General features: G+C 40.9%; 10 protein-coding genes. 5 read left to right on the top strand and 5 right to left on the bottom strand.

Going from position 1 to position 12285, the window contains the following annotated elements:
• Positions 1–56 precede the first annotated feature (56 nt).
• The 3 genes from hldE to GWJ01_RS09215 all read right to left on the bottom strand — a co-directional run bounded on the left by hldE (position 57) and on the right by GWJ01_RS09215 (position 5367).
• Positions 57–1481 (bottom strand): bifunctional D-glycero-beta-D-manno-heptose-7-phosphate kinase/D-glycero-beta-D-manno-heptose 1-phosphate adenylyltransferase HldE, encoded by a 1425-nt coding sequence (hldE, locus tag GWJ01_RS09225; RefSeq protein ID WP_109402049.1) that lies wholly within the window; start codon positions 1479–1481, stop codon positions 57–59.
• Positions 1482–1576: 95 nt separating this feature from the next.
• Positions 1577–4417 (bottom strand): bifunctional [glutamate--ammonia ligase]-adenylyl-L-tyrosine phosphorylase/[glutamate--ammonia-ligase] adenylyltransferase, encoded by a 2841-nt coding sequence (gene glnE, locus GWJ01_RS09220; RefSeq protein WP_109402050.1) that lies wholly within the window; start codon positions 4415–4417, stop codon positions 1577–1579.
• Positions 4418–4443: 26 nt separating this feature from the next.
• Positions 4444–5367 (bottom strand): CYTH domain-containing protein, encoded by a 924-nt coding sequence (locus GWJ01_RS09215; RefSeq protein WP_109394110.1) that lies wholly within the window; start codon positions 5365–5367, stop codon positions 4444–4446.
• A gap of 219 nt (positions 5368–5586) precedes the next feature.
• On the opposite strand from GWJ01_RS09215, the gene GWJ01_RS09210 reads away from it, so the two are divergent.
• The gene (locus tag GWJ01_RS09210) at positions 5587–6207 is read left to right on the top strand and encodes a TIGR04211 family SH3 domain-containing protein (RefSeq protein WP_109394111.1); all 621 of its coding nucleotides are present in this window, start codon (positions 5587–5589) and stop codon (positions 6205–6207) included.
• 26 nt (positions 6208–6233) lie between these two features.
• Positions 6234–7472, top strand: coding sequence for a multifunctional CCA addition/repair protein (locus tag GWJ01_RS09205; RefSeq protein ID WP_109394112.1), 1239 nt, complete (start codon positions 6234–6236; stop codon positions 7470–7472).
• Here GWJ01_RS09205 and folB read toward each other — a convergent pair whose 3' ends face one another.
• Positions 7473–7823 carry a bifunctional dihydroneopterin aldolase/7,8-dihydroneopterin epimerase gene (folB, locus tag GWJ01_RS09200; protein WP_075672896.1) on the bottom strand — a complete coding sequence of 117 codons (351 nt, stop codon included), beginning with the start codon at positions 7821–7823 and terminating at the stop codon, positions 7473–7475.
• Between the two features lie 104 nt (positions 7824–7927).
• On the opposite strand from folB, the gene plsY reads away from it, so the two are divergent.
• A complete protein-coding gene (plsY, locus tag GWJ01_RS09195; RefSeq protein ID WP_075672895.1) occupies positions 7928–8584 on the top strand; it encodes a glycerol-3-phosphate 1-O-acyltransferase PlsY in 657 nt (218 codons plus the stop codon).
• A gap of 106 nt (positions 8585–8690) precedes the next feature.
• Here the strand turns inward: plsY and tsaD are convergent, their stop codons facing one another.
• Positions 8691–9713, bottom strand: a complete 1023-nt coding sequence (tsaD, locus tag GWJ01_RS09190) for a tRNA (adenosine(37)-N6)-threonylcarbamoyltransferase complex transferase subunit TsaD (RefSeq protein WP_109394113.1) — start codon at positions 9711–9713, stop codon at positions 8691–8693.
• 341 nt (positions 9714–10054) lie between these two features.
• Here tsaD and rpsU point away from each other — a divergent pair, with 341 nt between their 5' ends.
• Both rpsU and dnaG read left to right on the top strand, forming a co-directional pair.
• A complete protein-coding gene (rpsU, locus tag GWJ01_RS09185) occupies positions 10055–10270 on the top strand; it encodes a 30S ribosomal protein S21 (RefSeq protein WP_001144069.1) in 216 nt (71 codons plus the stop codon).
• Between the two features lie 112 nt (positions 10271–10382).
• Entirely contained in the window at positions 10383–12131 is a 1749-nt protein-coding gene (gene dnaG, locus GWJ01_RS09180) for a DNA primase (RefSeq protein WP_161711021.1), read from the top strand.
• Positions 12132–12285: the final 154 nt, after the last annotated feature.

Genomic DNA, 12285 nt, shown 5'->3' with positions numbered 1-12285 from the left:
TCCTTTATTATAAAAAAAGCACTCCAAAGAGTGCCTTTCGTCGTTAATTTATGCCATTATTTCTTTTTAATCGCATTAATAATGTTCGTTGTAGAAATGCCATCTTCAAAATTCAGCACTTTTACTTCACCGCCAGCAGCCCAAACTTCTTTGCTACCTGCGATATCTTCAGGCTTATAATCACCACCTTTAACTAAGATATCTGGTAATACAGAGGCAATTAAGCGCTGTGGTGTATCTTCTTCAAATGCAACAACCCAATCGACTGCACCTAAAGCGCCTAGCACTGTCATACGCTGCTCTAATGGATTAACAGGACGACTTTCACCTTTTAAGCGCTTAGTAGACGCATCACTATTTACAGCAACAATAAGGCGATCACCGAGTTTGCGTGCATTTGCTAAATAGCTAACATGCCCTGCATGAAGAATATCAAAACAACCATTCGTCATAACAATACGCTCACCGCGTTGACGCGCTAATTCGACAGCTTGTTTTAATTGCTCTTCTTCCATCATGCCGAAGCCGTTGTCAGCACGACCGCGAATAGCATTTTCAAGTTCAATAGGTGATACAGTGGATGTTCCTAGTTTACCCACAACAACACCCGCTGCTGCGTTAGCAAGGAAACAGGCTTCGCCTAAAGGTTTGCCAGCAGCTAAAGAGGTCGCCAATACACCAATTACCGTATCACCAGCCCCCGTCACATCATAAACTTCTTGTGCTTGAGTTGGTAAATGCAGTGGAGCTTCATTAGCACGGAGCAAGCTCATTCCGCGCTCTGAGCGAGTGATAAGCAGCGCTTCAAGTTCTAAATCTCTAACTAATTTTGTGCCTTTCTCCACCAGCTCATCATCCGTTTTACAAACACCAACGACTTGTTCAAATTCAGACATATTTGGTGTTAGTAGTGTCGCACCGCGATAACGTTCAAAATCAGATCCCTTAGGATCAATTAATACCGGGACACCCGCTTTTTTCGCCAGTTGGATCATCTCTTGAACATGAGAAAGCGCCCCTTTGGCATAGTCTGATAAAACCAATGCGCCAATAGAAGGTAATGCTTGCTGAATACGCTCATAAATAGGTTGAGGATCAACATTGTTAAATCCTTCTTCAAAATCAAGACGGATTAATTGCTGATTACGAGAAAGAACACGTAATTTTGTGATCGTTGGATGTGTCGCAACAGAGACAAAATCACAACGCACATTGACCTGATTTAATGTATTGCTCAATGCTTTTGCGGCTTCATCAATACCGGTTAAACCCACTAAACGCGAATTAGCACCAAGAGACGCAATATTCATTGCAACGTTTGCAGCACCGCCTGGTCGCTCTTCTGTGGTATCTACTTTGACCACTGGCACTGGGGCTTCTGGTGAAATTCGACTTGTTGGGCCATACCAATAGCGGTCTAACATGACGTCACCGACAACCAACACATTGGCCTTATTAAAATCCGGCAGCGTTACTTTCATCCCATACTCCACATTTATTTTCAAAATAAGCCGAAATAATACCATAACTTGTTAGGCAAAAAGAGATACACATAAGACTTCATGCCAACAAATCATTACTCTTGTTCACCGAGCCACTTCAGTTTGCTTTTTAATACGCACTCGCGCTCTGCGATAAAACAATGATTATCCACAATAGCAGGTAATGCTTGTAGCGCCAGATGATGCAATTCATTGCGTAAGGTGACATAAGCATGTGTTAAAGCGAGAGCTTCATCTTCATCCATCACTTGATGTTTTGCCATTAACTCAAAAATACGCACATTATCCGACCAACGAGTTAAAGCCGGGTATTGGTGAGAAAAACGCAATACTAAATATTGCGCGATAAATTCAATATCGGTAATACCGCCAGATGAAGTTTTTAAATCAAATTTGTCTGCTTGTGTTGGTGCAAGATGTTGCACCATTTTTTTACGCATATCGCGCACTTCATTTTGTAACACATCAGCATCACGAGAAAGACATAACGTTTCATGACGAATACGTGAAAACATCTGTTGTAATTCATCATCACCATAAATCATTCTGGCACGAATTAGCGCCTGATGTTCCCAAGTCCAAGCCTCATTTTTCTGATATTCATCAAAAGCTTGAATAGTACTAACCAACATACCGGATTCACCTGAAGGGCGTAAGCGTGCATCAACTTCATACAACACGCCAGAAGATGTTCTGGTACTAAATAAATGGATAATGCGCTGTGCTAAACGCAGATAAAATTGGCGAGCATCAATCTGTTTTGCTCCCGTTGTCGCCGTATTTATTGGACAATCTAATAAAAAGACCAAATCTAAATCTGAGCTATATCCTAGTTCCCATCCTCCTAATTTGCCGTACCCAATCACCGCAAAACCCAGTCCATCACGATGAGCTAAATGTTCAGGCTCACCATAACGTTTCACCATATATGACCAAGCTTGATGAACAACTGCATGAATAATAGCTTCCGCTAAATAGGTTAAGTGATCGCTAACCTTCATGACTGGTAATACACCTGTAATATCTTCAGCGGCGATACGTAGTAATTGAGCTTGCTTAAACTGACGTAATGCTTCTAATCGTTGCTCTTCGTCTTCTTCTGGCACACGTAATAAATATTGTCGTAATTCATCACGATACGCATCTAAAGGCAGGGGTTGATAAAGAGAGTTGGGATCAAGTAATTCATCTAGCAATAAAGGGTGAATCGCTAATTGTTCAGCGATCATCGGAGATGCCGCACAGAGCCGTATAACATGCGTTAAAACCTCATCCGATTCTTGCATCAACTCTAAATACGTTGTGCGACTCACAATGCTTAATAACAAAGGCGTCACGCGTTGTAGTGTCACTAAAGTTTGAGGTTGTTGGCAAATTTTAGCTAATAGTTTTGGCATTAAGGCATCAAGAACATCACGTCCTCTCGGGCCAATCGTTCGCTTGCCAATATCTTGTCGAAAATTCTGCAACGTCTGATTTATCGCATCAAGAGCTTCGATGGTTAATGTTTCATGAAATAATGACGATGTTTCAGGCAAACGCCCCAGTAACCAAAGGCGTTTAAATTCAGAGATATCATCTTCATCATCATTCTCGTCTTCTTCGCCAATTAATTGCGTAAAAATTACGGAAACAGCCTGCATCTTGTGGCTAATTTCTTGATAAAGCGTTTCCCAATCATCAAATCCCATTGCAAAAGTTAACCGTGCTTTATCTTCTTCACTTTCTGGTAAGGTTTGGGTTTGTTGATCACCAATAGATTGCAGTAAATTTTCTAATCGACGAAGGAAAAGATAACTTTCAGTTAGTTGCGCGGTTTCTTGTGATGTTAACAGCTCAAGTTTAGTGATGACATTAAGCACTGTTAATAATGAATTGCTTTGTAACTCCGGCTCTCTTCCCCCTCGAATTAGCTGGAAAACCTGAGTAATAAATTCAATTTCACGGATCCCTCCAGAGCCCAATTTTATGTTATCAATCATGCCACGACGACGAACTTCACGACTAATCATGGATTTCATATTTCTAAGTGATTGAATCACACTAAAATCAATATAACGACGATAAACAAAAGGACGTAACATTTGCCGTAAAACTTGGCAATATTCTTTCTTTTCAGCACCTAAAACACGCGCTTTGATCATCGCATAGCGTTCCCAATCCCGCCCTTGCTCTTGATAATAATCTTCCAGTGCTGCAAAACTCATTACCAAAGGACCACTTTCACCAAAAGGACGTAATCGCATATCAACACGATAGACAAAGCCATCAATGGTATGTTGATCCAAAGCCTTAATAAGCTTTTGACCTAAGCGAGTAAAAAACTGTGCATTATCTAATTCTCTGCGTCCACCTTGCGTAAATCCATTTTCAGGATAGGCAAAAATTAAGTCGATATCAGAAGAAAAATTAAGTTCAAACCCACCTAGTTTTCCCATTCCTAAAATCAGTAATGGCTGAGGTTTTCCCTCATGATCACAAGGTGTTCCCCATTGTTGACAACATTGCTGATAAAGCGTATCTCTCGCAACACAAATTAAAGTTTCAGCCAATACGCTCAAATGTTTTAGTGCACAAGGAATATCGCCTAATTGAAAAAATTGTAGCCATGCAATACGCACTAATTGTTGATGACGAAATTGGCGTAAGATCCGCATCACATCATCTTCATTATCAACATTGACTAATTTTTCTGTTAATTGAGACTCATAACTCAGCCATTCCACACTAGTTGGTGGATTTTGCCTGATATCAGTCAACCATTGAGGATTAACGCGTAAATGCTCTGTTGCAAAAGGGCTAAAAGCAAAAAACTGTTGTTCGAGCTCACTAAAAGGTGCTAACGCGTTTAATTGAGAAGAGAACCCACACTGTGCTTTATTCCACAATTGTTGAAATACACCGATAACAGACATAAATAGACTCTCAAGTTGTCAGAAAATTAAGCAATAGATAGTAACCACGCCATAGAAGATAACTTAAAGTTCAACCATAAAACATGATAATAGTCGGTTGCGGTTGTAAATGTTAACGGTGAAATACCATTGAGCGACTGTTGCATAGATTCAGGCAGATCAGACCGTTTTTTACACCAATCTGAAAATAACGCCAACATTGCTGGCATAGTAATTGTCGGTGGTGTTGGGTTAGCAAAAATGGCTTCTTCTAATGCTTGTATTGCACTTAACCATTTTGTAAGTTGCTGAGCGGTTGTATCACTAGGAGAAAGGTTCACCACACTCAACGATAAGGCTGGTTTATCTTTCGCTAAATAATAACCTCGAGCCGCTTTACTGCGAGAAGCTAGGCGCAATCCACCCTTTTCACCTAAATAAGTTGCTAATGCGATAACATCTGACACATCACCTTTTTTAAGCTCTAACTCGAACTCTTCAATCGGCAACTCATATTGATGAGTACGAATAGCACCTTTATCTAATACCACTTCAATTTGGCTATTTTGAAAATCCACCAGCCAGATTTCGCGATAAAAATCGGTATTAAACAGCACATTGAGTTGTGTTTCTAATAGGGTTAAATCTGTATTTTCAGGCCAGATTTCTGCTGGAAAGCGAGCTAAATCTAATTTAGGTTGCTCTAATTTCACGTTATATTCTGGACGTTGATGCAAACCTGCAACCACTTTACCAGCTGTTTTAATTGTCATTTCATAACTTTCATCAACACCACGAATACGCAACCCCATATCCCAACGACGAATTTGATTATCTGTCGTCTCAAAGTAAAGATTAGTCAGCTTTTTGGGATCAGAGTGCTGATGAGGTAGAGTCAGAATGCGCTGAATAATGTGAGGAATAGCGGCAGGTATGGCACTCATTTTGAGTTCAGTTTCTAATTGGCTCATTCTATTTCCCTTAAGTAAATCAATTAATTAGTAAAATATTTGACGCATTTTCATTTTGCAAGTGATAGCCTAATAACAATAATGAATAAAAGGCAGATTATCCCTATATTCTACCAGTTAAGAGTGTTCTCATTCTGGTTTACTATTTGCTTACGCAAACTTTACTCTTTAGTATCAGTAAAAATATTCTCTTGTATAGATAAAAAAGTTGAAAACATAATGCGAAAATTACCCTTACTTTTTCTTTCATTACTTAGCTTAGGCGTTTCTCTGAGCTCACACGCAGAAACTCGTTATGTTTCCGATGAACTATCCACTTATGTACACAGTGGACCAGGGAATCAGTATCGAATTGTTGGCTCTTTAAATTCGGGCTCAACCGTTACTGTCATTTCTCGTAACGCAGCAACGGGTTATGTACAGGTTAAAGACGATAAAGATCGTACCGTTTGGCTACCAGAAAACCAACTCAGTACTCAACCAAGTATGCGTACTCGTATTCCTGCTATGGAAAAAGAGATCCAAACACTGCGTGATAAACTGGCGAATATCGATCAAAGCTGGAAACAACGTACCACTGATATGCAAAATAAAGTTTCAAACAGCGATGACATCATCAATGGCTTGAAAAAAGAAAATGAACAAATGAGAACAAAGCTCGCTGTCGCAGAGAAAAAACTCGATTTTGCTAATCAACAATTAGATGACAGACAACGCGATATCATCTTACAGTGGTTTATGTATGGTGGTGGTGTTGCAGGCGCAGGTCTTGTTTTTGGTCTGATCCTTCCACATATTATCCCGCGCCGTCGTAAACGTAATGATCGTTGGATGAACTAACATCCAGCCAAAGGAACAGTGATCCCGTGAATATATACCTTGTTGGTGGCGCTGTGCGCGACCAACTATTACAGATGCCAGTAAAAGACAGAGATTGGGTTGTTGTTGGTGCAACACCTCAAATGCTATTACAACAAGGCTATCAACAAGTAGGCAAAGATTTTCCTGTCTTTCTTCATCCAGATACTCATGAAGAGTATGCCCTTGCGCGTACAGAACGAAAATCAGGCTCAGGTTACACGGGTTTCACTTGTTATGCAGCGCCGGATGTCACATTAGAAGACGATCTCGCTCGTCGTGATCTCACCATTAATGCCATTGCTTATTCTGCTGATGGTGAATATGTCGATCCTTACCATGGCATAAATGATATCCATGCGAGGCAACTTCGCCATGTCTCTGAGGCATTTTCAGAAGATCCTTTAAGAGTTTTGCGAGTTGCACGTTTTGCTGCACGATTTGCGCCTTTAGGATTTAGTGTTGCACCTGAAACACTGCAATTAATGAAAACAATGGCACAAAGTGGCGAGCTAAACGCGCTGACTGCTGAACGTGTTTGGAAAGAAACAGAAAAAGCCCTTGAGAGCCCCGCGCCTCAAGTCTATTTTGAAGTTCTACGTCAATGTGGTGCTTTAAGTGTTCTTTTTCCTGAAATTGATGCTTTGTTTGGTGTTCCTGCGCCTGAAAAATGGCACCCAGAAATCGATACAGGCATTCATGCCATGATGGTACTCAATATCGCTAGCCAATTAACCGATGATATTGCGGTACGCTTTAGCGCCTTATGCCATGATTTGGGAAAAGGATTAACACCTCCAGAAAATTGGCCTCATCACCATGGACATGGCCCTGCTGGTGTTCCTTTAGTTGAAGCCTTATGCCAACGTTATCGTATTCCTAATCATATTCGTGATTTGGCACGCTTAACGGCAAGATTTCATGATCATATCCATCGTATTGATAGAATGCGCCCTTCAAAAATAATCCGCTTATTTGATGCTATTGATGCATGGCGAAAACCTGAACGTGTTGAGCAATTAGCAATGGTGAGTGAAGCCGACGCCAGAGGACGCAAAGGATTAGAAAATCTTGTTTATCCACAACGCGCGTTTCTTTGCCAAGCTTTCGCAATTGCAAATAATGTGGATATTAAGCCAATTATTGAAAGTGGATTAAAAGGTAGTGCAATACGAGATGCGCTAACCAAGCAACGAGAAGTCGCGATTATAAAATGGAAATCGCGACTTAATCAGGATCAGTTTTAATTAAGCTTTACGCTCAATAATTACACCCACATTTTTGGCTTGTGCAACAGCCCCGGGTTTCGCTAATTTAATTTTTACTCTAGGTACAGCAAATTGAGTTATCAACAACTGTGCCACTTCTTCTGCTACGCGTTCAACTAATTCAAAACGTCGAGTCTCAACATAATCAATGATTGCGTTACTCACACTGGCATAATCTAAACAATGAACCACATCATCGGTTTGGGATGCGCGTTTGTTATCCCATTCCATTTCGATATCGAACACTAATTTTTGTTTTATGGTTTTTTCCCAATCATAAACACCGATTGTGGTTATTACTGATAATTGCTCAATAAATACGATATCCATCACGTCATCTCTTATTTTTTCTGCTCATCGGATACCACTTCCGATGAAATATGCGTATTATCCATACATGCCTAACGAACTTACATAAACATTGGAGAATACAAATGAGTGCTAACGCACTTGGAATGATCATCTTCGCCTACTTGTGCGGCTCAATCTCCAGCGCGATATTGATTTGCCGACTGGCAAGACTACCTGATCCAAGAAAATTTGGCTCTGGCAATCCCGGAGCGACCAACGTCCTACGTATTGGTGGAAAAGCGGCCGCAGCGGCGGTACTTATCTGTGACGTCCTAAAAGGGATGCTCCCTGTTTGGCTCGCCTACTACTTAAATGTGCCTCCTTTTTACCTCGGCATTGTGGCAATCGCAGCTTGCCTTGGGCATATCTACCCTGTTTTCTTCCACTTTAAAGGCGGAAAAGGCGTCGCCACTGCATTTGGTGCTATCGCTGCCATTGGTTGGGATTTAAGTGGTCTTATCGCAGGAACATGGTTACTCACCGTCTTATTGAGTGGCTATTCATCACTTGGCGCGATCATCAGCGCACTACTTGCCCCTTTTTACGTTTGGTGGTTTAAACCAGAATTCACTTATCCCGTCGCGTTATTATCATGTCTTGTACTTTACCGTCATCATGACAATATTCAACGTTTATGGCGTGGCCAAGAGAGCCGGATCTGGCACAAATTGAAAAAGAAAACCGAAAAAACGGAAAAAGAGATCATTCAAGAAGCGAAAGAGCAAGAAAAAGAAGATTAATTAACGTCCGTTTAAAATTTGAATTTAAAACAGAAAAGCCACTTATAAAGTGGCTTTCTTCTGCAGATATCGAGTGTCAAATTAGAAATAGACACTTTACAATACATTATTTATTTTCAAGGGCAGGCAACTCAGCTAAAGGCCAGCGTGGTCTTACAGTCACACTTAATGGGCCTTCTGTACCGCCTTTAAAGCGGATCATCCCCGCTAATGCAATCATTGCACCATTATCAGTACACAGCTCAGGACGCGCATAAAAAACTTCGCCGCCTAATTGCTTCATCACGGTTTCCATTTTTGCACGTAATGTCCGGTTAGCACTTACACCACCCGCCATCACTAAACGTTTAAAGCCCGTTTGTTCTAAAGCTCTACGACATTTTATCGCTAGTGTATCAACAACAGCATCTTCAAACGCCCGTGCAATATCAGCGCGAGTTTGGTCTGAATCGTCATTTTGGCGAATAGTATTAGCTGCAAAGGTTTTTAAACCAGAGAAACTAAAATCAAGCCCCGGTCTGTCTGTCATTGGACGAGGAAAAACAAATCGACCTTCTGTGCCTTGTTGCGCCATTTTCGATAATACAGGACCGCCAGGATAATCTAATCCTAACAATTTTGCTGTTTTATCAAAAGCTTCACCGGCAGCATCATCGATAGATTCACCTAATAAGGTGTATTCACCAATTCCTGTCACACTGATTAATTGTGTATGACCACCAGAAACCAAAAGTGCCACAAACGGAAACTCAGGTGTTTTCTCTTCAAGCATTGGTGCCAATAAATGGCCTTCCATATGATGAACAGGAATAGCTGGAACATTCCATGCAAAAGCTAATGAGCGCCCAATTGTTGCTCCTACAAGCAAAGCACCAACAAGACCGGGGCCCGCAGTATAAGCAACAGCATCAATATCTTTTGCCATAAGATTAGCTTCTTTCAGTGCCGCTTGAATAAGAGGTACTGTTTTACGGATATGATCCCGTGAAGCAAGTTCAGGAACTACACCACCATAATCGGCGTGCAGTTTAATTTGGCTATAAAGTTGATTCGCTAATAGACCGGCTTTATCATCGTAAATTGCGATACCGGTTTCATCGCAAGATGTTTCAATACCTAAAACTCGCATGACGCTTCCAAATTCTTCTTCGCGGACTCGCGTAATAAATCGATTGTACCATTATTTCGGTGATTTTATACGCCTTCGGCACATCTTTTACATACCAGCATGTGACAAATTCCTTTTTCTGTTCTATAATTACCCACCTATTTTAAGTGATTTAAATGTGTGGTTAGCGACTTTCGCTTTTCGTGTTATCCAAAAAAGACACAAAAGTGAGAGTTTGCGTTTCAATTTTGTGCATCTCTTTACAAAGTGCCCTGCTTTGAAGTAAAATTCCGCACCATTTTAAATGTCGGCTGGCTTAAATAATGCCAGCGCAAACCGATTTCTATTGAGGTGAGAGGCACATGCCGGTAATCAAAGTACGTGAAAACGAGCCATTTGACGTTGCTCTTCGTCGTTTCAAACGCTCTTGTGAAAAAGCAGGCGTATTAGCAGAAGTTCGTCGTCGTGAGTTTTATGAAAAACCAACGACTGAGCGTAAACGCGCTAAAGCATCAGCAGTAAAACGTCACGCTAAAAAATTAGCTCGCGAAAACGCACGTCGTACTCGTCTGTACTAATATTTTGCGGCTTATACCGCAACATATGCAGACACTGTAGTCGCAGTTAAAGGCCGTGCTTTCTTCTGAGAGCGCGGCTTATTCTCGTTCAACAACAGGCGTAAAAGGGCTTATGGCTGGACGAATTCCACGTTCATTTATCAATGATTTGCTAGCTCGAACCGATATCATCGATCTTATCGACGCTCGCGTGCCGTTAAAAAAACAAGGCAAAAATCATTCAGCGTGTTGTCCGTTTCATAATGAAAAAACGCCCTCTTTCACAGTAAATAGCGACAAACAGTTTTACCACTGTTTTGGTTGCGGCGCGCATGGCAATGCTATTGATTTTTTAATGAATTATGACAGGCTCGATTTTGTCGAAACCATTGAAGAGTTAGCAGCAATGCATGGGTTAGAAGTTCCTTATGAAACAGGAACAGGCAGTAGCCCTATTGAACGACATATAAGACAAAACCTCTATCAAGTGATGGAGAAGTTGAATCAGTATTATAGTAGCGCTCTCAATAAACCTGATGCACAGGAAGCAAGAAACTATCTCGCGCATCGAGGTCTTAGTGAAGATATTATTACCCGTTTTTCTATTGGATTTGTGCCAACAGGTTGGGATAACGCCCTAAAACGTTTTGGTCAAAGTGCCGATAATAAAGCCTTACTTCTTGAAGCGGGTATGGTAATAACTAACGATAATGGTCGCACTTATGATCGTTTTCGCCAACGAGTCATGTTTCCTATCCGAGATAGACGTGGTCGTGTTATTGCCTTCGGTGGGCGAGTGTTAGGTGATGATTTACCTAAATACTTGAACTCACCAGAAACAGAGATATTCCATAAAGGTCGCCAACTTTACGGACTTTATGAAGCGCAACAATCTAATAATAACGTCACAAAGCTATTAGTTGTCGAAGGTTATATGGATGTTGTGGCATTAGCGCAGTTTGGTATTGATTATGCCGTTGCCTCATTAGGAACCTCCACTACAGCAGAACATATCCAGTTGCTCTTTCGGACAACGGATAACATTATTTGCTGCTATGATGGAGATAGAGCTGGTCGTGATGCCGCATGGCGAGCATTAGAAACCGCCCTTCCTTTTTTAAATGATGGTCGCTCTTTACGTTTTATGTTTTTACCCGAAGGTGATGATCCTGATTCATTGGTTCGTCGTGAAGGTAAAGAAGCTTTTGAAAAACGTATGGAACAAGCACATTCATTATCAGAATTTTTATTTGATTCACTCGTTCCTCAAGTGGATCTGAGTACTCAAGAAGGCAATGGTAAGCTATATAGTTTAGCCAGACCATTAATAGATAAGATCCCAAGTGAAACTTTACGTCTATATTTATTAAGAGAGCTTGGAAGCTTAACGGGAAATCCCGATATTGAGCAAATGGATCGTTTATTTGGTAGAACGCCGGTTAATCACGAGTTGTCGTATCAACCGACAAAATTACGTACTACACCAATGCGTATATTGATTGCCTTATTGATACAAAACCCAGAATTCTCTAAATTAGTGCCCCCTCTCGAGGGATTAAGTACAGAAAAAATTGCAGGTCTATCGCTTTTTATTGAGTTAGTTTCCGTTTGCCAAGCACAACCGGGCCTAAATACAGGACAGATTATCGAACTCTATAGAGAGAATAAATTCGGTAAACAGCTTGAAAAATTGGCAATGTGGAACGATATAGATATAGATGAGATTGCAGAAAAAACCTTTACAGACACGTTAGATCATCTTTTTTTAACGGCAATGGACGAACGTTTAAACACGCTTATTGCGAAAGAGAGAACAGAAGGCCTAACGCAAGATGAACGCGAAGAAGTCCAATTGATAATACAGGCACGCGTTAAAAAGTAAACACAGAATTAAGATTAAAAACACGGCTTAATTGCCGCTATCGGTAGGTACTAAAAACCTACATTTGCTACGCTGAGGGGACCGTAGCAATCGACAATGAAAATGCCCCTCCGTAGTTATTGTTGGCTGAACAGTTATCGCCGACCGACACCAA

The organism is Proteus sp. G2618, assembly GCF_009915995.1.
In the GTDB taxonomy this organism is placed as follows: domain Bacteria; phylum Pseudomonadota; class Gammaproteobacteria; order Enterobacterales; family Enterobacteriaceae; genus Proteus; species Proteus terrae.
This window is presented reverse-complemented; position numbering and strand designations above follow the sequence as displayed.

What these genes read in the sequence shown, in the direction of transcription:
- hldE (WP_109402049.1), bottom strand. Translation starts at nt 1,481, where the DNA reads ATGAAAGTAACGCTGCCGGATTTTAATAAGGCCAATGTGTTGGTTGTC.
- glnE (WP_109402050.1), bottom strand. Translation starts at nt 4,417, where the DNA reads ATGTCTGTTATCGGTGTATTTCAACAATTGTGGAATAAAGCACAGTGT.
- GWJ01_RS09215 (WP_109394110.1), bottom strand. Translation starts at nt 5,367, where the DNA reads ATGAGCCAATTAGAAACTGAACTCAAAATGAGTGCCATACCTGCCGCT.
- GWJ01_RS09210 (WP_109394111.1), top strand. Translation starts at nt 5,587, where the DNA reads ATGCGAAAATTACCCTTACTTTTTCTTTCATTACTTAGCTTAGGCGTT.
- folB (WP_075672896.1), bottom strand. Translation starts at nt 7,823, where the DNA reads ATGGATATCGTATTTATTGAGCAATTATCAGTAATAACCACAATCGGT.
- plsY (WP_075672895.1), top strand. Translation starts at nt 7,928, where the DNA reads ATGAGTGCTAACGCACTTGGAATGATCATCTTCGCCTACTTGTGCGGC.
- tsaD (WP_109394113.1), bottom strand. Translation starts at nt 9,713, where the DNA reads ATGCGAGTTTTAGGTATTGAAACATCTTGCGATGAAACCGGTATCGCA.
- rpsU (WP_001144069.1), top strand. Translation starts at nt 10,055, where the DNA reads ATGCCGGTAATCAAAGTACGTGAAAACGAGCCATTTGACGTTGCTCTT.
- dnaG (WP_161711021.1), top strand. Translation starts at nt 10,383, where the DNA reads ATGGCTGGACGAATTCCACGTTCATTTATCAATGATTTGCTAGCTCGA.